Here is an 18,666-nt window from a genome sequence, read left to right as displayed (position 1 = left end):
GACTGGTGACTGGTGACTGGTGACTGGGTAAAAGTTTTTCTTCCTCTGCTCCTTTGCTCCTTATCCCCCTCATCTCCCTCATCCCCCCTTACCCCCCTGCTTCCTCTGCTGTTCTTGCCACTAAAGCTTATGTTAGAAGGTTCGATTTTACAACAACTGGAAACAGCCCATCGTCAAAGTATTAGGCCGATTCGCTTGGGGGTGTATTACAAAAATACCCTGGTTTCTTTGTGCCATGCTTTAGAAGACCATATATTAAGCGATGACAGTACACCGTTGGTAATTACTGCCTTCCAACGGGGAAAGTGGTACTTGCAAGAAGCAGAAAGATATGCAGACATTGCTAAGTCTAGCCGCCAGATTGTGATTATGGCAGCACCGGAGACAGGCTTTGCTGAACATCCTACTAGCCAATTGCCAAATGTGGACTTGGTAGGATTAGATGAGGCTGATCCGGTAGCGCAGGAATGGCATTTAATTATTCTGTCGCCGAAATACACAGCTATGGTACTTTGTCAAGAGTTATCGGCGGCGGATTATGGGGTAGGGGGTGTACCTAGTTCGGATTTAGAGCGTAAATTCTATGGCTTGTGGACATTTGAGCCGGAATTGGTGAGAAAAACGGCGGAGTTAGCGATCGCCCACATTCAGCAGTACAATCCAGAATTAGCGGCAAAACTGACAACTTTACACCAGGCAATTTCACCGTCTGTAATTACCTCACAAGACTTGAGTACAGTTGTCTCCCGTGTTGTGGATTATCTCCAGACAGGGCAAGAACAATTATCTATACCCACAGCAACACACCAGCACGCCCTAGATAAAAACTTGCTTTCCAACGAAGTACAAGCATTTTTGCGGATGGCTCAGTTGATGGATATGGCAGATGTCAACAACCCAGCCGCCGCCGCAGAAGTCGCCGCCCTAGCTGAAACAATGGGGCAACTTTTAGATTTACCTGCATGGCAAATCAAGCGACTAAAACTAGCAGCATTATTACACCGCATAGATCCACTCCGCACCACCAAAAGCGTGCTGACTCCCGGTACATCCAAACGCCACGACGAAACAGCCCCCAGTTTACCCTTGAGTTGTCCTTTAGTACCAGGGGCGCAAGTTTTGCGAACGATGCCCAGACTGCGGGCGGTGGCGCAAATTATCACCCATCAAACCGAATGGTGGAATGGTACAGGAGAACCAGCCGGGTTAGCTGGCGATGAAATTCCTCTAGAGTCGAGAATTTTGGCTTTAGTTGCCGAGTTTCAGGAGAAAGTTCATCAGAAAAAATCTTTACAACTGAGTCGAGAAGAGATATTTACCCAAGCTTTGGCTGAATGTAGGCAACAAGGCGATCGCTTTGATCCTAAACTGGTAGATGCCCTAACTGTATTAGTAATGGGCTTGCAACAGGGACTAGACTTACCCCTAATGACAAGCAAAGTCAGCACAGGTATGTGGTTGTTAGATTCCCGATGGGATAGCCAAAACCAGAGAAATCAAGAGATTAGTAATTACCGCCAATGAATATAGAAGCCATTAGACAAGGAAAAATTAAACAACTGCCAGGGGCTAATTTAGAAGATGAAGAACTATCTCAATTAGATTTAAGCCGCATCAATTTAGCTGGTGCTACCCTTGTCGGTACTAATTTTGCAGGTTCTAAACTCGAAGGCGGACATTTAGAAGGCGCGAATTTGATGGGCGCAAATCTCCAAGCTACCGACTTACGGGCGAACCTCATGGGAGCTAACCTGATGCAAGCCGATTTAACAGGCGCAGACTTAAGAGGCAGCAACTTGAGAGGTAGCAGCTTAATGGGCGCGACACTCAGCGAAGTGTCTTTAGCTGGTGCATTCTTGAGTGGTGCGAACTTAATGAATGTTAACCTACAAGGCGTTGACTTGCGTGGTGCTGACTTAAGGGGTGCTAACCTCACAGGTGCTAATCTCAAAGGTGCAGACTTAAGCCGTGCTGACTTGCAAGGAGCGTTGTTAAGTGAAGCTAATTTAGAAGAAGCTGACTTACGCGGCGCGAATTTAGCAGGAGCAAATTTAACAGGTGCTAACTTACTTTGTGCAGAATTAGAAGGCGCAAATTTGAATGGTGTTAATTTAGCAAAAGCCTGTGTAGTAGGTACGATGCTGGAAAAAGTTTCTTAACTCAGTAGAGAGATAATATCTGGTATCTTTGGAAATTCCCACAAATGCTACTATTATTGGTTATTTCTCAGCTTTTCAGCCAAAAAAGCTCAAGTATAAATACTTGAGCCTCTACTAAGTCAAATTAAGTTCTTGAACTAAATCTGTAAACCTTAGTAACGGTTACGTCCACCGTAGTTACCTCGGTTGCCACCAAACGAACTTCTATCTTCCTTGGGTTTAGCCTTGTTTACTTTTAAGTCTCGTCCCATCCATTCCGCACCATCAAGAGCGTCAATGGCGGCTGTTTCTTCAGCATCGCTACTCATTTCCACAAAACCAAAGCCGCGTACACGACCTGTTTCACGATCTGTAGGTAACTGAACGCGCTTTACAGTACCATATTCTGCAAACACAGCGTTAAGACTATCTTCTGTAACTTCGTAAGAAAGATTGCCTACATAAACTGACATAGATTGTCTCCGAAATCATAAATGTGTAGAGATTTAGGTTTCGGAGAAAAGTTTGTAAATACCAAAAACAAAAAGCCTGTCAATACTAAAAACAAACGCTATTAACCGAATTAACTCTCATCTCCTATAATGACATAGCAGAGAAAATTCTGGGGGGAAATTCAAAAACTTTACATAAATTCATATAAACAAGTAACACTTAAGTATCAAAGACTATTTGTAATTTTTTGGTAGCGAATAGTTTGTTTATACTATTTTCACTACAAAAATCGGCGTTGCTCCCATCAGACAACTACTTTTTGAAAAAACTACAAATCACTTCACCGGGACTATTCTGAGTAAATTGAATTACCTTGCCATCTTTTTGCAGCTTAAATCTACCGCGACAATTATAAATTTCAACAGGTGTTTTCACACCATCAACACTTACAGATGCCTGATATTCCCAATATTTTTTGGCACTACGTTTGATACTAAGAATACAAATTTCATGCCCTTCATAATTGCGGCACATCATCGCCCAAGCTGGAGATGTCCAAGAAACAGAAAATACAAATATTAGTAAAATTACCATATATTTAATCATAATTAACCTTTAATTGTTCTCCCGCGCATCCATAAAGCTAATATACTCATAAATAGTACCCCCATTAACCCTTGTAGGGGATTATTATTGACTCCAGTTACCCAGTCAGGAACTTGTCCCGAATATTTAATTAATCCTCCCACATTAATCATGTAGTAACCCCAAACTAACCCACCATGTAAACCTATGGGTAAGCCTAAACGTCCCCTGCGCCAACGCTTTCCCCATACTTGCGTTAAACCCAGCAATACTAAAGCCGGAAATTGGGGAAGGGTTTGGATAATTGCTGCTAGTGGTTTGATGAAATGCAACGCTGCAAACACTAAAGCATCTGTCCACAATGCTACACTTTTGCGATAGTCCCGTTCTAATTCATCCAGCAACCAACCGCGAAACAGTAATTCTTCTGCAAACCCGACACCTAAACCGACAAGAAACCCTTCGACAATTATTTTTATTAATAAGATGGTTGGTTGTTGCCATACTAACCAACCTAAAAAACCTTGTACACCAAATAAAATTACAATGTTAATCAATCCTATAGCTAAACCACACAGCAGTTCTACGCCATTACGCCGTGTGAATTCTAAGCCATAATCCCACAAAATTTGAGGTTGCTGATAGACATTTTTACCCCATAGCCTCAGCAGTGTAATAAACTCTGCATATAAAATCACCATTGTCAAGATACTGACTAAGTTAGCATCACGCACTAACAGATAAATTGGTGCGGCTATGGGCAACCACAACAATAATAAGGTGAAAATGAAACAACCCAGCCGGATAGGGGCAGGGCGTTGACCTAAATTGACAAGATTAGTTTTCATGATACGTTTAGTTAAAAGTCATAAGTCAATAATTCCAGATTATGACTTATGACTCATAACTATTCTTCAGGTTCTATTGTGCTGCTTAAACCATGACTTTTTAACGTTTCACAATAAAACTCTGCGTGTTCTTGGGCGCAAGTAATGACGAGGGCTAACCCGTTAGTGTGGGCTTCCATCATGATACTAACAGCTTGGGGCTGGGTAAGGCTCGGCACTGTAGTTAGTAGTACCTGCACAACATACTCCATAGAGTTGTAGTCGTCATTATGGAGCAAAACACGATACCGAGGCGCAAGCTTACGGGATGTGGAACGCTTCTCAATGGTTTCGACTGACACAGCTTTTGCTCTTTATACTTTTGATTTACTACAACAGAGTTTCTGCACTAGCGATCGCTTAACAGTTATTTACCCATTTTATAGCATGATCACCAAAACTTTATAGCCAATCCAAATTTTGCTGCCGCTAGTCAACCACTTTCTTGGAGCAGACCGGACTCTCACTTTTACAATAAAGGTACAGGAAACCGCAACATAACCCGTGCTATTACCCTGACTAGCTGATGATCAACATGAGTGTCGAATTTCAACCAGGACAAATTGTCTCTTTAGAGCATAGTGACAGGAATCTATATGCAGAAGTGATTCAATTTGTGGTTTCCCGCCAACTATGCTGGGTACGCCCACTGCTGTTAGTCACTCATACCCCAGAACAGCCCATAATTACCGACCTGCGAGATGGTTCTGATTTATTATGGCCTAGTGAGTTATTTCGCCCAGCCCTAGATACAGAAGTGATTACTTTGTTAACTCAGATTTTGGTGAAAGAACCAAAGCCTGAATTACACGCCCTAGCCAAGCAGCAACTTCATCAGTTTATTAACCAACTTTGGCAAGCATATCAGGAGGGAGTGGGGAGAAATTAATTCAAAATTCAAAATACCCTACGGGAAGGCAAGCCTACAAAATTCAAAATTAAAGAATTGTGGGGAAATGGGGATGAGGGGGATGAGGTAGAACTTGTTACCCAATTGCCCAATGCCATAACGCCCTATGCCTAAGCATAGCGAATTCCTGCTTGTTGCATTCGTTGCATGGCTGCTTGTAAGCGTTCATCGGGGATGGTGAGGGCGATTCTAATATAACCTTCTCCTGATGCGCCGTAACCATGACCAGGGGGAACCATAATACCGCATTTATCTAGGAGCAAGTTGGCAAATTCGGTTGAGGAATATCCTGGGGGAACGGGAACCCAAATGTATAAGGTGGCTTTTGGTGGTGCAATTTGCCATCCTAAAGCTTGTAATCCTTGAATCACTATGTCCCGTCGATTTTGGTAGACTGACATCAGGCTTTTTAGTTCGGCTGCATCAGTCTGATATGCTGCGATCGCCGCTTTTTGAATGGCTTTAAACACCCCTGAATCGACGTTAGTTTTGACTTGGCTTAAACATTTAATCCCCTCGGCGTTACCCACCACAAACCCAATCCGCCAACCTGTCATGTTATAAGCTTTTGACAAACTGTGAAACTCAATTGCTACATCCTTAGCGCCGGGAACTTGTAACACACTCGGCGGTTTGTAGCCATCGTAAGCCATTTCTGAGTAAGCATGATCATGGCACAGCAAAATATCATATTGCCGACAAAACGCCACTAATTCCCCAAAAAACTCTAAACTCGCGACAGCCCCCGTGGGATTATTCGGGTAATTAATCCATAATAGTTTGGCTTTCCGGGCTACTTCTTCAGGAATCAGATTTAAATCTGGTAAAAATTGATTTTCTGCCTTCAGAGGCATTGTGAAAGGTTCGCCCCCTGCGAAAATGGTCGCAGTGCGATACACAGGATAACCCGGATCTGGTATCAGTACATAGTCCCCCGCTTCTACGAAGGCTAAAAAAGTATTATGTATTGCTTCCTTGGAACCGATAGAAGATATCACTTCTGAATAGGGGTTTAATCCCGTTACCCCAAACCGTCGTTCCATCCACTCAACTGCTGCTTCCCGAAATGCTGGCATACCCTGATAAGGTGGATAGTTATGATTGGCAGCGTCATCAATCGCTGCGTGCATTGCCTGGAGAATATGAGCAGGAGTTGGTTTATCAGGATCACCCACTGCCATATTAATGATGTCAATTCCTTGGGCAACAAGTTCTTCTCTTTTACGGTTAATTTCCGCAAATAGATAGGGAGGAATTTTTTCTAAACGTTTAGCGGGCTGCATGGCGACTTGTTACTAATGCAAAAGTGGATGCTCATTAGCACAGTTTACGGCACACCATGTAACTAAATACTAAACATCACAGAAAAGCACCGGCAATCAACACTTGGCTTGGACTAAGCATTGTCCCATAAGCAAAATTCAAGTTGTTTTCGTGTAAATACACCAATTTTGACGTAATTTAGTATCCCCAACTCGGAACCAGCTGCACCCGCCCGGCATCCATCTCTGCCATTAATAATTCCAGGGCTTCGTAATCAACGTCAGAGATGTAACCCTGTTGAGTCAGTTCTGAGTTGATTTCATTTTCTATCTCTGGAGTTAATTTTTTAATATCAAGTGCTTTTTCTACCAATTGACGAATTACGTATTTAGTTCTCATAACTAATGAACCTGCATTCAGTAATACTAAATTATCTCAGATGGAACTAAGTATAAAATGTGATGTAAATTTTGTAGTACCAGTGATTTAAATCACAATTTAATTCGGTAGATGATTTCTGATGAAATTTGCCAATCAACTGCGCTCAATACACCGGAACTTTTGCGGAATGCTGGCTGAATCGCTTGTAGTCCTAGATTAGACTGACTTTTCAGCATAATTGTGGATGACTTTTGCGCTGGCTTGTGCTTCCGGGCTGTCTATGTCGATTTTTTGGGAACTCAAATGAAAAAACAGTATATACAAACACAATTCATCCTAAATTTAGGACAATCTTTAAACACACCCGGTAAAAAAATAAAGATTTAGCAAAGAGACTTAGGACGTATGGTCGATGTGAAACCAAAAAGTTTATGTTCAAATAAATTCCAGCTTCACGGTTCAATAACTCTGATTAGGATGTTGATATGCCAGCAGTAATAGAGAGTCCGAACATTGCAGTTATTCGTCCTCAAGGTTATTTGAATGCCACTAATGCCTTAGAATTGGAGCGAGACTTGTCTACAACTTTGTCTCAAGATGAGGTTGCCAGCTTGTTAGTAGACTTGTCAACGGTAGAATCTCTAGATAGTGCCGGACTAATGGCTTTAGTATCTGCTCTCAAATCAGCGCAGAGTTTAGGCAAAGGTTTCCGGCTGTATGCGGTTCCCCCAGCTATTAAAATTATTTTTGAGTTGACCCAATTAGATCAAGTTTTTGCAATATCTGAAGCCAAACTTGAGTAGGCAGTAAGATAATTCTTTGCAAATCTGGCACTGTATACTAACACGAGCTACGCTTTTGAGGCAAGGGAGTGTAAAGGAGTTGTAAGTTACGGCAAGAAATCCTACCGAATGAGCGAATCAATGCTAATGTTGGAGGTGAGTAGCTGTAATTAAAGTAGCTCGAAGTTAGCACAGTGGCTGTTGCATTTGAAAAATTAATCACATCGGATATCTTGAAGCCAGCACGTTATTTGGGTAACGAACGGCTGGCGGTACATAAACCTTGGGATACGGCAGTAATACGCTGGGTATTAACTTACCCGGAGGTATACGAAGTAGGAGCATCAAATTTAGGGCATATCATTCTGTATAACATTTTGAATGCCCAGCCCAGACAATTATGCGATCGCGCCTACCTACCCGGTACAGACTTAGCTAGCAAACTCAGGGCAACAAACACGCCCCTGTTTGCGGTTGAGTCGAAGCGCGAACTACAAGAATTTGACATCTTAGGTTTTAGTCTCAGTTATGAACTAGGAGCAACCAACATTCTGGAAATGTTGGATTTAGCGGGAATACCCCTCACATGGCAAGAAAGAGCGCAGGGTGATTATCCGCTTATTTTCGCCGGAGGACAAACAGCAACGTCAAATCCTGAACCCTACGCCGATTTCTTTGACTTTTTCGCCTTGGGAGACGGTGAAGAACTCCTCCCAGAAATCGGTATGGTTTTGGAAGAAGGTAAACAAGCTAAATTAAGTCGGGAAAAACTCCTGCTAGATTTGGCGCAAATTCCTGGCGTGTATGTGCCGCAGTTTTATGACATCACAGCAGACGGTTCAGTACAACCGCTACGCTCAGATGTTCCCCCTAGAATTTTGCGGCGAGTTGCTACCCCCATCCCGGCTTATTCCATTGGCTTAGTTCCCTACGTCCAAACGGTACACGATCGCCTGACAATTGAAATTAGACGGGGTTGTACCCGTGGCTGTCGCTTTTGTCAACCGGGAATGCTCACTCGCCCAGCTAGGGATGTAGAACCAGAGCAAGTGGTGGACGCGATCGAACAAGGGATGAGAGCCACCGGTTATAATGAGTTTTCACTGTTGTCTTTGAGTTGTTCCGATTATTTAGCCCTCCCTGCTGTGGGGATGGAAATCAAAAATCGGTTAAGAAATGAAAATATTTCCCTGTCACTTCCTAGCCAGCGTGTAGATAGGTTTGATGAAAATATCGCCAACATTCTCGGTGGTACACGCCAAGGTGGGTTAACCTTTGCCCCCGAAGCCGGAACTCAAAGAATGCGGGATATCATCAACAAAGGTTTAACCAACGAAGAATTATTACGAGGTGTAAAAACCGCTTGGGAACAAGGTTGGGATAAGATAAAATTGTATTTTATGATCGGCTTACCCGGTGAGACGGATGCCGATGTTTTGGGCATTGCCGAAACAGTTAGCTGGTTGCAAAGGGAATGTCGAGGTAAAGGTAGAAGACCGCTTAACTTTAATTTGACGATTTCTAACTTTACGCCAAAACCCCATACACCATTCCAATGGCACTCAGTTTCTACTGCCGAATTTCAGCGTAAGCAAGACCTATTAAGACAAGCATTCCGCCGGATTCGGGGATTGAAAGTTAATTTCACCGATATCCGCATTTCGGCAATGGAAGACTTTATTGGTCGAGGCGATCGCACTTTAGGAAAAGTAGTCCGTCGCGCCTGGGAATTGGGGGCGGGGATGGATTCTTGGTATGATAGTTTAGACAAAGCTTTTGCCGCATGGGGTGAGGCGATCGCACAAGCCGGTCTAGATTGGAAATACCGCCAAGTCGAAAACGGTGAATGGAATCTGTTCTCAGCACCGCAGCAAGAGAGCGGAGGCAGCACAGGAGACAAGGAAGAATTTGTTACCCAGTCCCCAATCAAGAGTCCCCAATCCCCACTCCCTTGGGATCATATAGATACAGGCATTGATAAACAATGGCTGATCGATGACTTAGAACGCGCTCTAGAAGCAGCAGTTGTTCCAGACTGTTCTTTTGAAGGTTGTTCTCACTGTGGCGTGTGTGGTACTGATTTCGGTCACAACATCGTCATAGAACCACCAGCTATCCCAGAATTTGCTGGTGAGTTTGTCCCCAACACAACTAAAACCCAAAGATTAAGGGTGTGGTTTGGTAAACAAGGTGACATGGCTTTGGTTAGTCACTTAGATTTAATGCGCTTGTTTGACCGAGTAGTGCGGCGAGCCGGCTTACCAGTAGCTTATACAAATGGATTTCACCCCAGCCCCAGAATTGCTGTAGCAAGTGCTTTAGCTTTAGGGGCTACCAGTAGCGGTGAAATTGTTGATTTTGAGTTAACTGAGCCAATAGCAGTTAACATCTTTCATGAAAAACTCGCCCAAGAACTACCACAAGATATCCCTGTATATCGTGTAGAACAGGTAGACTTAAAAGCTCCCGCCGCTAATAAAATATTAGAACAGGCAGAGTATTTGATTACTGTCACAACCCAAGACGAGGTAACACCTGCACAATGGCAAACTTGGATTGAGGCAATTAAAACCGAAGATGAAATTTTGGCGGAGCAAACAACCAAATCAGGGAAAACTAAAATCGTAAATCTGCGCTCACTGTTGTTTGAGCTAGAATTAGTATCAACTGATAATCATGACGGAGAATCAACAGCTGTTCTACGTTATGTTGGTAGTTGTCGCCAAGACGGTTTGTTATTGCGTCCTGAACAAACCCTGTCTATGCTAGAAATAGTCGCTGGTGAAGTTCCCCACCAAAGGAGTCACCCCACTCCCCCCACAGATGCAGAAGCATCAACGAACTTCACAAAATTTCATCTTTCACAGATCCACCGCAATCAGTTGCTTTTAGCTGTATAATCCCAAAGGGCAACTTGCTAGTAGTTGCCCTGTTGTAGCACATCATGGGAATTGATTTTTAGCAAGGTTGCGTTAGAATAGAATCAAGAGAAATTTTCTGGCGCTGCATTGAACAAACTGGTTCACTACTACCCTGGTAATCAGGGAGCAAGAGCAAGATATTAGAGTGTAATTTCTAGGATCTTATCCCAGACAAACTAAGGCGAATTAAAAAACACTCTCTCGATAGCTACCTTGTGAATCAGTGATTAACAGCAGGCTAAGTCGGCTTCTCTATCTATGCTTTTACAACTGCTGAATGCCTAAACCCCGGAGGGTAAAGGTATTACATCAAAAATCAACCAAGGACGGTTGATTTATTTGCTTAAACAATATGCAGCCGTTCTGGAATAATCAGGCGTGTCAACGCAATTCCATAGTCAATAGCTCTTTAATTTTGAAGCTCTGCTTCACAATTTTTATTACTAACAGCGTCTTTGGAGGCTGGCAGGGGCGAGAGGCATAACAAACCTCCAAGCCCGTTGACGCTGCCGATTTTTGAGGAAATTGAATGCCAAAACAAATTATTATCGCGGAGCAGCATCAGATCGCTGCTGTGTTTTCGGAAGATCAAATCCAAGAACTGGTTGTAGCCACAGGCCATCATCAAATCGGTGATATCTATTTAGGTGTAGTAGAAAATGTATTACCTGGGATTGATGCGGCGTTTGTAAATATTGGTGATCCAGAACGTAATGGCTTTATTCATGTTACTGATTTAGGGCCTCTCAGGCTAAAACGCTCATCTGCGGCAATTACAGAACTGTTAACACCACAGCAAAAAGTGCTGGTGCAGGTGATGAAAGAGCCAACGGGAACCAAAGGGCCGAGGCTCACAGGTAATATCACTATGCCTGGACGTTATGTGGTATTGATGCCCTATGGTAGAGGCGTAAATTTATCCCGGCGAATTAAAAGCGAAACTGAGCGTAACCGCTTACGGGCATTAGCTATTTTAATTAAACCCGCAGGAATGGGTTTATTAGTGCGGACAGAAGCAGAAGGCAAGCCAGAAGAAGCAATTATTGAAGATTTGGAAGTGCTGCAAAAGCAGTGGGAAGCTATTCAACAAGAAGCTCAATCCACTCGTGCGCCAGCGTTACTCAATAGAGATGATGATTTTATTCAGCGCGTACTGCGAGATATGTATGGCGCGGATGTGAATCGAATTGTGGTGGATTCCAGCACCGGGCTGAAGCGTGTAAAACAGTATTTGCAGAACTGGAGTGGTGGACAGACACCGCAGGGATTGTTGATTGATCACCATCGCGATCGCTCACCAATTTTAGAGTATTTCCGCATTAACGCTGCGATTCGCGAAGCCCTGAAACCAAGAGTAGACCTACCTTCTGGTGGTTATATCATCATTGAGCCAACAGAAGCCTTAACTGTAATTGATGTTAACTCTGGTTCGTTCACGCGATCGGCAACCGCCAGAGAAACCGTATTGTGGACAAACTGCGAAGCTGCAACCGAAATTGCTCGTCAACTGCGTTTAAGAAACATAGCTGGGGTAATCGTCGTTGACTTTATTGATATGGAATCACGGCGTGATCAATTGCAGGTTTTAGAACATTTTAATAAAGCCCTGAGAGCAGACAAAGCTCGCCCCCAAATTGCTCAACTAACTGAGTTAGGTTTAGTCGAGTTAACCCGCAAACGCCAAGGTCAAAACATTTACGAATTGTTTGGTGACACTTGCCCCACCTGTGGCGGTTTAGGACATACAGTCCGCTTACCTGGAGAAACTGAAAGCCGCTTGCCTACACCCGTAGAAGTACCAGATAGATTTGTATCTTTGCCACAGCAAAGAGAAAGAGAACCCCGTTTACCTGTGAATCGCCTCACAGATATGCGCGAAACCTATGATGGATTTGGCGAAGGATTCGAGGGTGAGTCTGATTTGGGTGCTTTAAATCTAGTTAATCATCCCAGTTATCAAGAACTCAACGAACAAAACAAACGTCGTACCCGCACCCGTCGGAGTCGCATTGGCATCAATGGTACAAATGGCAAAGACGAAACCCGAATTATTAACAGTCCCTTGGGTTTCATGAATGACTCAGATTTAGACTTAGATGGTGATGTAGAACTGGGTACAACACCAGAACTTCCAACTCCGAACTTAAGCAAATCTAGTTGGACTGAAAGGGCGGAACGTACCAAAGTCATTAAAACAGAACCAATTAAACCTGTGGTAGAACCACCGGAAATTAAAACTGTAGAAATGTCGCAACCAGAACAGGATATTTTTGCCTTAATGGGGGTTTCGCCGCTAATTAAGTTAGATCAGGAGGTAAAAAATCCTAAATCTGTCATTATTAATGTTGTGCAGCCAGGGCAGAAATCAACAGAATCTTCTGAAGTAACTCCAACTCCAACTCCTGTGTTGAGAGAAAGCACAGAAGTGAGTACACCAGAAGTGAAGTTAGTCAGGAAAACCTTGCCCACTCCTAAAGCTGAACCAAAAACTGTTGTAGCTGATACGGCAGAACGCTTCACTAACACTGAAGATACTGAAGCCAATACCGGCACTACTATTAATCGTCGTCGTCGTCGTCGTTCCTCTGCATTGGAGTCAGACAACGGCTCTACAGAGGACAGTTAATCTGTCTGTATGGTTAAAATGGAACGTACTGCTGAATCACTCCTGGATGAAACTGGTTGGCTAGAGTTTTCCTCGGCTTTTGCAAAGATTCCAGGGTTGATAGCAGGGGTAGATGAAGTAGGGCGGGGCTGTTTGTTTGGCCCTGTAGTCGCAGCAGCAGTTATACTACCAGCCTGTGCTTTGCCGGAACTGATAGCAGCTGAAATTAGAGATAGTAAAAAGCTGTCGAGTTCTCGCAGAATTTTGCTAGCGCAACAAATTTGTACGCTAGCAACAGACTGGAAAATTGGTTATGCTTCCACTGCGGAAATTGACAAAATCAATATTTTGCAAGCTACACTCTTAGCAATGAAGCGGGCTGTACAAAAGCTAAAGGTACAGCCTGAACTTTGCTTGATAGATGGTAATCAGTTGGTGAAAGATTTAGCCATACCACAACAAACTATCATCAAAGGAGACGAGCGATCGCTTACCATAGCAGCAGCTAGTATTGTGGCTAAAGTTTGGCGTGATGATTTAATCATGCGTCTAGCTGCTAAATATCCCATGTATGATTTAGATAATAACAAGGGTTATGGCAGTAAAAAGCATCTGTTAGCCTTGCAAAAGTACGGCCCTTCATCTCTACACCGTAAGTCTTTTCGTCCTTGTCAAGTCCGATAAGTAGATTAACTAATTAATATTTTGGTGAGGTGTATTCTACCGAACAAATAATTGAACGCAGATGAACGCGGATGTAGCTTGCTTCTCTTACGAGACGCTACCGCGAACCCGAAGGGTACGCAGATGAATTTGGATTCTATCCGGTTGCAATCTGCTATAGCTCACTTGTAAAAAATTATTCAATATTCAGCATTGGCAAATTAGCACCCTCATCAATCAAGCTTTGGTCTTGAGTTTGTAAGATGACCCATTGACGATAATCTACTAACAGTTGGTGCATTAGTCGCTGCTTAACTGTTAATAATACACTCTTGAGTAAACCATTACCAGTTGCTTCGATAATTGGTTTAGGAGTCAGAGAAAAAGGTGGGGGTAGTTCAACTTGCACTTCTAAATCGGCTCTACCTTTTAACCGGGTATCATTATTTACTTGATAGGGCGATAAATGTCCTTGTAAGTTTAAAGAAAATCGCTGGTTAATGTACTCAAAACCCAGAATTTCACAACCAACAGATCGCAGATAAATTATGCCGTTTGATTCTGCCCAAACTCTCATATCTACAGTCGGCTGAATACTGAGTGACATAAAAGCTAAGGGACGCATTTTCAAGCGAAAAACTTCTTCAGAAAGCTGCTGAATGCGCTTTTGATCAACCAAAGCATTAACTAGGCGTTGCGGCTGACGTAAGTAATGCTGGATAGGAATAGGCTGATGTGGAACAGCAATTTCTACCGATTGGGAGGCTGTAAACTTGGTAGCCATGAGTTATGAATACTAATTGTTTGTTAGCTTTACTATTGATTTAATTACGATTTGATTTTTTGATTGATTCAAAATTATTGCAATGCTACTTCATAGATTATAAAAATATATTTTTTTATGGATATGATTAATTATTAAAATGATTGCTAATATTATATTTTTTGTGCTTACGTATATTGATTATATCTTAAAACCGGATGTTTTCTGCACAAAAAAAGTCTAACTTTTTGGTGAGGTGCGACTTTAGTAATATTTAAGACTGTTGAATTTAAAACAACAAATACATCTCAAGTGATGCTTGATGACTAAGAAGCCTGAAACATCGGCATGAAATTTATTTTTCCTCACCGAGTCTAAAGTCAGTAATTACCCTATAAAGTATGTATGATAAAACTCTAAGTTGCTGTCATCGATAGGGCAATTTTTTTGACAAAATTACTACTCAATGCCTGAATGAAGAACAAATATCACCTATTGCTACTGCTGCTATGGTTAGCTATTGGTATAAGTCTACGCTTTTGGCGTTTAGAAGTCTTGCCCCCTTGGACTGATGAGTGTGCCACGATGGTTTTTAGCTTGGGGAATAGTTTTCGCATTGTTCCACTCAATCAGATAATTAGTTCAGATGTTTTATTACAACAACTCGTACCTACGCCCTTAGTAGGGTTCACTACGGTAATTCAACATTTGTTAAATGAGAGTACCCATCCACCTGTATATTTCGTACTAGCTCATTTGTGGATGAAAATCTTTTCACCGACTGGGGAAGTTGCTTCTATTTTAGCAGCGCGATCGCTCAGTGCTTGTCTAGGCATTTTATCAATTCCTGCCATGTTCTGGTTTGCCTATGTGGCTTTTCGTTCTAAATTGGTGGGGCAAATAGCCGCAGCGATGATGGCAGTTTCACCTTACACTATTTTTTTAGCAAGAGAAGCCCGTCACTATACTTTAGTCATGTTGTTGGTGATTGCTTCTCTGTGTTGTTTAGTCAAAGCTATCCAAAAAATTTATACTCAGCAATCTCTACCCATATCGCTGATGTTTGTTTGGGTGATAATTAACTGTGTGGGAGTAGCAACACATTATTTTTTCATGCTGACGCTTTGCGCTGAAGGTTTGGTACTGCTAGCAAAGATTTGGCAATCAAAACAACAGCATAGCACTTGGTGGCGCATCAGCATAGTTGCTGTCGGTACTTTGGTGGGATGTCTGGTGTGGATACCCAACTTACTGAATATACCAGGAAGTGATCTCACAAGTTGGGTAGGGGGTAGTAGTCCCCATACTAGATGGTTAGAACCATTAGGAAGATTACTACTGTGGCTGATGAGTATGCTGTTGTTGTTACCTTCGGCTCTCACATTACCATTAGCGGTGATAATTCTGTCTGGTGTGGTGACTTTGGTATTTTTAGTCTGGAGTCTACCACCCATGATTCAGGGATTGAAAATTTACCAAGAAAATCCTGATACCCATCTCACCATACAAATTTTAACTGGGTATGTATGGGGGGCGATCGCTTTATCTTTGTTTTTCACCTACGGTTTAGGAAAAGACTTAACTTTAGCCGCCCGTTTCCAATTTTTTTACGCCCCAGCAATCATTTTACTCTTAGGTGCAGCCTTGGCTGGCTGTTGGCATCAAGTACAGCAATTGCGGTTTCTAGTTGATGGTAAAGTTGCAGTCAGCATCATTTTATTGATGGCGACTTTAGGAGGTGTAACAGTTGGTGGTAATTTGGGTTATCTACAAAACCAACGTCCTGATATTCTCGCCGCTATTATTCAACAAGCCTCTCAGAATAATATCCTAATTGCCACAACACACATCCATCACGGACAAACAGGTAGAATGATGGGGTTAGCTTGGGAATTACAAAATTTACCTGCCAAAAATTTGCAATTTTTCTTAGCTGGTAAAGATTCAAAAACTCAGAATTATACTCAAGCCCAGCAAATATTAACACAACAACTAACTCAACTTCAGCGTCCTTTAGACTTATGGTTAGTCGAATTTCGCACCCCAATTGATGTGGAATCTCAAAACTGTGTTCTTGATAAGAAATACGGTAACTTTGCTGGTGAATATAGTTATAAGTTTTATCACTGTGTCGCTCAAACCAGTACCAATTAAATTTTTATTCGGACAAAATATGGCGACTAAAAAAAACTGATTTTCCCTATGATACAGTCAGAAACATCAGAAATAACTAAGGACTAAACGCTGTGACTTTATCAATTGCCCATTTAGGGCCGCCAGGAACTTATGCAGAACAAGCGACTATTTTTTATGTTCAATGGCTAAAACAACATACAGGTATTGAAACTGTTTTATGTCCCTATCCTAGTATTGCTCAATCATTAAAAGCCGTTGCCCAAGGACAAACCCATCTAGCTGTTGTACCTGTGGAAAATTCGATTGAAGGCAGCGTCACCATGACGATGGATACTTTATGGCAGTTAGACAGTTTGCAAATTCAATCAACTTTGGTGATGCCTATTGCCCATGCCTTAATTTCCTGTGCGCCTAGCTTAGATAAGATTAAAACTGTTTATTCGCATCCGCAAGGGTTGGCGCAGTGTCAGAACTGGTTGGGAGAGTTTCTCGCGAATGTACAACTGATTCCCAGCAATTCTACCACGGAAGGGTTAAAAATTTTACAGCAGGATTTCACAGCCGCCGCGATCGCCTCTGCTAGATCTGCTCAAATTTACAATTTGCCAATATTAGCGCATCAGATTAATGATTATCCCGAAAACTGTACACGTTTTTGGGTAATCAGTCAGGAAGACTCAGAAATTACGCAGCAGCTACCCTTACATACGCCCACTCATACGTCTGTGGCTTTTAGTGTACCTGCTAACGTACCAGGAGCATTGGTTAAACCACTACTGGTATTTGCTGAACTAGGAATCAACCTCAGTCGGATTGAATCACGTCCGACGAAGCGATCGCTAGGAGAGTATTTATTTTTTATTGATTTAGAGGCTGCTGTCAACACACCTAAAATGCAATCTGCACTGGTAGAACTCAGTAACTACACAGAAGTTCTCAAAATATTTGGTAGTTATAATGTCGTACCAATCAGTACACAGGAGTCTTGACGGCTTAAGAGTTTTGATTAAAGGTATCTTTCAGCACAGCACGAGCCGCCAAGTGATTACGAGTAGTAGTCAAAATTTCTGCTTCTCGTTCTAAGCGAGCCGCAGTATCTTGCATTTCTAGTAATGACTGCTGCTCATCAGCCACACCGTAAAGATTACTCGCCACCCAATAAGATAACTCGGTGGGCAAATCTGGCAACTCTTCGGGAAGTTCGATATTTTGTTCTGTTAATTTAGCTGACAGTCGCACCACATCCCGCAGTAGTTGTTCTACTTCCGTAGCCAAGGGGCGTAAATCTTTACTTGGTGGCTGGTCTTCAATCCATTCCACTAAACCCACACGATAGGGCTTTTCTCGCACATACTCTAATACGCGAAACCTTTGTTGTCCCAAGGTGAGCATTTTCATGCGGTCATCTGGTAGACGCTGGTAGTGGATAATTTCGGCACAGCAGCCGACATTGGCAATTGTGCCTTGAACTGGGTCAACCATCAACACGCCAAACCTGCGATCGCTTGACAAAATCGTGTTCATCATGATTCGGTAGCGAAACTCAAAAATGTGCAGGGGTAGCGGTCTAGTAGGAAATAGAACTACTTCAGGTAACGGGAACAGAGGTAGTTCACGAACTGCAATTCTAGAAGAAGATGTCATTTTTACCTAAGTATAAATTTAATCCTAAAAGATTTACTTTTCTCTGCTTTTCCCGTATTTTTTTTACATTTTAACATTTGTTTCACAGCTAATAAAAAGCCCTGAGATAAATTTCTTCAGGGCTTTTATAAAAATTACACAGTATTCACTAATTAAAGTTTGACTTCAATATCCACACCTGATGGTAAATCGAGCTTCATCAGGGCATCAATAGTTTTAGATGAAGGTTGGTAGATGTCAATAATCCGGCGATGGGTGCGGGTTTCAAAATGTTCGCGGGAATCTTTATCTACGTGAGGCGATCGCAGCACGCAGTAAATTTTACGTTTGGTGGGTAAAGGAATCGGGCCGATAGCTGTAGCGTTAGTCCGGTTAGCCGTGTCTACAATCTTCTCGCAAGATGTATCCAATAAACGACGGTCAAAAGCTTGTAAACGAATTCTAATTTTCTGCTGCTGTAGAGTTGCCATCTTCAGTTTTCCTGGTTCGGATTAATTTGGGGATTGGGGATTGGGGATTGGGGACAAATCAATTC

20 protein-coding genes are annotated in these 18,666 nt (G+C 42.5%); 10 read left to right on the top strand and 10 right to left on the bottom strand.

The annotated features are described in order from the left end of the window. The first annotated feature begins 129 nt into the window (after positions 1–129). Both AACS98_RS07740 and AACS98_RS07735 read left to right on the top strand, forming a co-directional pair. Complete coding sequence (locus tag AACS98_RS07740; RefSeq protein WP_066377908.1) at positions 130–1,524, top strand: DICT sensory domain-containing protein; 1,395 nt, start codon at positions 130–132, stop codon at positions 1,522–1,524. After that, complete coding sequence (locus AACS98_RS07735) at positions 1,521–2,159, top strand: pentapeptide repeat-containing protein (protein WP_066377907.1); 639 nt, start codon at positions 1,521–1,523, stop codon at positions 2,157–2,159. The genes AACS98_RS07740 and AACS98_RS07735 overlap by 4 nt, the downstream gene beginning before the upstream one ends. A gap of 152 nt (positions 2,160–2,311) precedes the next feature. Here AACS98_RS07735 and AACS98_RS07730 read toward each other — a convergent pair whose 3' ends face one another. From AACS98_RS07730 to clpS, 4 genes are all read right to left on the bottom strand, one after another. Beyond that, positions 2,312–2,611, bottom strand: coding sequence for an RNA recognition motif domain-containing protein (locus tag AACS98_RS07730; RefSeq protein WP_066377906.1), 300 nt, complete (start codon positions 2,609–2,611; stop codon positions 2,312–2,314). 292 nt (positions 2,612–2,903) lie between these two features. Next, positions 2,904–3,185 carry a hypothetical protein gene (locus AACS98_RS07725; protein ID WP_232317126.1) on the bottom strand — a complete coding sequence of 94 codons (282 nt, stop codon included), beginning with the start codon at positions 3,183–3,185 and terminating at the stop codon, positions 2,904–2,906. Positions 3,186–3,199: 14 nt separating this feature from the next. After that, positions 3,200–4,024: a CPBP family intramembrane glutamic endopeptidase gene (locus AACS98_RS07720; RefSeq protein WP_066377903.1), complete on the bottom strand. Its 825-nt coding sequence runs from the start codon at positions 4,022–4,024 to the stop codon at positions 3,200–3,202. Between the two features lie 59 nt (positions 4,025–4,083). After that, positions 4,084–4,365 carry an ATP-dependent Clp protease adapter ClpS gene (gene clpS, locus AACS98_RS07715; protein ID WP_066377901.1) on the bottom strand — a complete coding sequence of 94 codons (282 nt, stop codon included), beginning with the start codon at positions 4,363–4,365 and terminating at the stop codon, positions 4,084–4,086. On the opposite strand from clpS, the gene AACS98_RS07710 reads away from it, so the two are divergent. Together AACS98_RS07710 and AACS98_RS07705 are read left to right on the top strand one after the other, a co-directional pair. Next, on the top strand, positions 4,349–4,471 hold the full coding sequence (locus AACS98_RS07710) for a hypothetical protein (protein ID WP_255362874.1): 123 nt from the start codon (positions 4,349–4,351) through the stop codon (positions 4,469–4,471). The two genes, clpS and AACS98_RS07710, sit on opposite strands and share 17 nt — an antisense overlap. Positions 4,472–4,598: 127 nt before the next feature. After that, positions 4,599–4,952, top strand: coding sequence for a hypothetical protein (locus AACS98_RS07705; RefSeq protein WP_066377899.1), 354 nt, complete (start codon positions 4,599–4,601; stop codon positions 4,950–4,952). Between the two features lie 131 nt (positions 4,953–5,083). Here AACS98_RS07705 and AACS98_RS07700 read toward each other — a convergent pair whose 3' ends face one another. The 3 genes from AACS98_RS07700 to AACS98_RS07690 all read right to left on the bottom strand — a co-directional run bounded on the left by AACS98_RS07700 (position 5,084) and on the right by AACS98_RS07690 (position 6,853). Then, the gene (locus tag AACS98_RS07700; protein ID WP_066377898.1) at positions 5,084–6,256 is read right to left on the bottom strand and encodes an LL-diaminopimelate aminotransferase; all 1,173 of its coding nucleotides are present in this window, start codon (positions 6,254–6,256) and stop codon (positions 5,084–5,086) included. 178 nt (positions 6,257–6,434) lie between these two features. Further along, on the bottom strand, positions 6,435–6,635 hold the full coding sequence (locus tag AACS98_RS07695) for a hypothetical protein (protein WP_066377896.1): 201 nt from the start codon (positions 6,633–6,635) through the stop codon (positions 6,435–6,437). Between the two features lie 92 nt (positions 6,636–6,727). Beyond that, positions 6,728–6,853 (bottom strand): hypothetical protein, encoded by a 126-nt coding sequence (locus AACS98_RS07690; protein WP_255362873.1) that lies wholly within the window; start codon positions 6,851–6,853, stop codon positions 6,728–6,730. A gap of 249 nt (positions 6,854–7,102) precedes the next feature. Between AACS98_RS07690 and AACS98_RS07685 the strand changes: the two genes are divergently transcribed. The 4 genes from AACS98_RS07685 (at position 7,103) to AACS98_RS07670 (ending at position 13,609) form a co-directional block, all read left to right on the top strand. Further along, positions 7,103–7,420 carry an STAS domain-containing protein gene (locus tag AACS98_RS07685; RefSeq protein WP_066377894.1) on the top strand — a complete coding sequence of 106 codons (318 nt, stop codon included), beginning with the start codon at positions 7,103–7,105 and terminating at the stop codon, positions 7,418–7,420. Positions 7,421–7,593: 173 nt separating this feature from the next. Beyond that, entirely contained in the window at positions 7,594–10,299 is a 2,706-nt protein-coding gene (locus AACS98_RS07680) for a TIGR03960 family B12-binding radical SAM protein (RefSeq protein WP_066377893.1), read from the top strand. 550 nt (positions 10,300–10,849) lie between these two features. Continuing rightward, positions 10,850–12,946 carry an Rne/Rng family ribonuclease gene (locus tag AACS98_RS07675; protein ID WP_066377892.1) on the top strand — a complete coding sequence of 699 codons (2,097 nt, stop codon included), beginning with the start codon at positions 10,850–10,852 and terminating at the stop codon, positions 12,944–12,946. A gap of 9 nt (positions 12,947–12,955) precedes the next feature. Beyond that, a complete protein-coding gene (locus AACS98_RS07670) occupies positions 12,956–13,609 on the top strand; it encodes a ribonuclease HII (protein ID WP_066377891.1) in 654 nt (217 codons plus the stop codon). 175 nt (positions 13,610–13,784) lie between these two features. Here AACS98_RS07670 and AACS98_RS07665 read toward each other — a convergent pair whose 3' ends face one another. Further along, complete coding sequence (locus AACS98_RS07665) at positions 13,785–14,372, bottom strand: DUF1997 domain-containing protein (protein ID WP_066377890.1); 588 nt, start codon at positions 14,370–14,372, stop codon at positions 13,785–13,787. Positions 14,373–14,825: 453 nt separating this feature from the next. On the opposite strand from AACS98_RS07665, the gene AACS98_RS07660 reads away from it, so the two are divergent. Together AACS98_RS07660 and pheA are read left to right on the top strand one after the other, a co-directional pair. After that, positions 14,826–16,505: a glycosyltransferase family 39 protein gene (locus tag AACS98_RS07660; RefSeq protein WP_066377889.1), complete on the top strand. Its 1,680-nt coding sequence runs from the start codon at positions 14,826–14,828 to the stop codon at positions 16,503–16,505. A gap of 92 nt (positions 16,506–16,597) precedes the next feature. Next, positions 16,598–17,476, top strand: coding sequence for a prephenate dehydratase (gene pheA / locus AACS98_RS07655; RefSeq protein ID WP_066377887.1), 879 nt, complete (start codon positions 16,598–16,600; stop codon positions 17,474–17,476). Positions 17,477–17,480: 4 nt separating this feature from the next. On the opposite strand, the gene AACS98_RS07650 is transcribed toward pheA, so the two are convergent. Then, positions 17,481–18,131 (bottom strand): LON peptidase substrate-binding domain-containing protein, encoded by a 651-nt coding sequence (locus AACS98_RS07650; RefSeq protein WP_066377885.1) that lies wholly within the window; start codon positions 18,129–18,131, stop codon positions 17,481–17,483. A 152-nt stretch (positions 18,132–18,283) separates the two neighbouring features. Continuing rightward, positions 18,284–18,601 carry a 30S ribosomal protein S10 gene (gene rpsJ / locus AACS98_RS07645; protein WP_010998474.1) on the bottom strand — a complete coding sequence of 106 codons (318 nt, stop codon included), beginning with the start codon at positions 18,599–18,601 and terminating at the stop codon, positions 18,284–18,286. Positions 18,602–18,666: the final 65 nt, after the last annotated feature.

It is taken from the genome of Anabaena sp. CA = ATCC 33047 (genome assembly GCF_963870205.1).
Lineage (GTDB): Bacteria > Cyanobacteriota > Cyanobacteriia > Cyanobacteriales > Nostocaceae > Trichormus.
Note: the sequence above shows the minus strand (reverse complement) of the source record. Positions and strands in the feature narration are given on the sequence as shown.

Excerpts from the sequence above, each read along its gene's own strand:
- AACS98_RS07650 (WP_066377885.1), bottom strand. The coding sequence starts at position 18,131 with ATGACATCTTCTTCTAGAATTGCAGTTCGTGAACTACCTCTGTTCCCG.
- AACS98_RS07720 (WP_066377903.1), bottom strand. The coding sequence starts at position 4,024 with ATGAAAACTAATCTTGTCAATTTAGGTCAACGCCCTGCCCCTATCCGG.
- AACS98_RS07710 (WP_255362874.1), top strand. The coding sequence starts at position 4,349 with ATGGTTTCGACTGACACAGCTTTTGCTCTTTATACTTTTGATTTACTA.
- AACS98_RS07660 (WP_066377889.1), top strand. The coding sequence starts at position 14,826 with ATGAAGAACAAATATCACCTATTGCTACTGCTGCTATGGTTAGCTATT.
- AACS98_RS07705 (WP_066377899.1), top strand. The coding sequence starts at position 4,599 with ATGAGTGTCGAATTTCAACCAGGACAAATTGTCTCTTTAGAGCATAGT.
- AACS98_RS07700 (WP_066377898.1), bottom strand. The coding sequence starts at position 6,256 with ATGCAGCCCGCTAAACGTTTAGAAAAAATTCCTCCCTATCTATTTGCG.
- AACS98_RS07740 (WP_066377908.1), top strand. The coding sequence starts at position 130 with ATGTTAGAAGGTTCGATTTTACAACAACTGGAAACAGCCCATCGTCAA.
- AACS98_RS07725 (WP_232317126.1), bottom strand. The coding sequence starts at position 3,185 with ATGGTAATTTTACTAATATTTGTATTTTCTGTTTCTTGGACATCTCCA.
- AACS98_RS07690 (WP_255362873.1), bottom strand. The coding sequence starts at position 6,853 with ATGCTGAAAAGTCAGTCTAATCTAGGACTACAAGCGATTCAGCCAGCA.
- AACS98_RS07675 (WP_066377892.1), top strand. The coding sequence starts at position 10,850 with ATGCCAAAACAAATTATTATCGCGGAGCAGCATCAGATCGCTGCTGTG.
- AACS98_RS07670 (WP_066377891.1), top strand. The coding sequence starts at position 12,956 with ATGGTTAAAATGGAACGTACTGCTGAATCACTCCTGGATGAAACTGGT.
- AACS98_RS07735 (WP_066377907.1), top strand. The coding sequence starts at position 1,521 with ATGAATATAGAAGCCATTAGACAAGGAAAAATTAAACAACTGCCAGGG.
- AACS98_RS07695 (WP_066377896.1), bottom strand. The coding sequence starts at position 6,635 with ATGAGAACTAAATACGTAATTCGTCAATTGGTAGAAAAAGCACTTGAT.
- AACS98_RS07665 (WP_066377890.1), bottom strand. The coding sequence starts at position 14,372 with ATGGCTACCAAGTTTACAGCCTCCCAATCGGTAGAAATTGCTGTTCCA.
- AACS98_RS07730 (WP_066377906.1), bottom strand. The coding sequence starts at position 2,611 with ATGTCAGTTTATGTAGGCAATCTTTCTTACGAAGTTACAGAAGATAGT.
- AACS98_RS07685 (WP_066377894.1), top strand. The coding sequence starts at position 7,103 with ATGCCAGCAGTAATAGAGAGTCCGAACATTGCAGTTATTCGTCCTCAA.
- rpsJ (WP_010998474.1), bottom strand. The coding sequence starts at position 18,601 with ATGGCAACTCTACAGCAGCAGAAAATTAGAATTCGTTTACAAGCTTTT.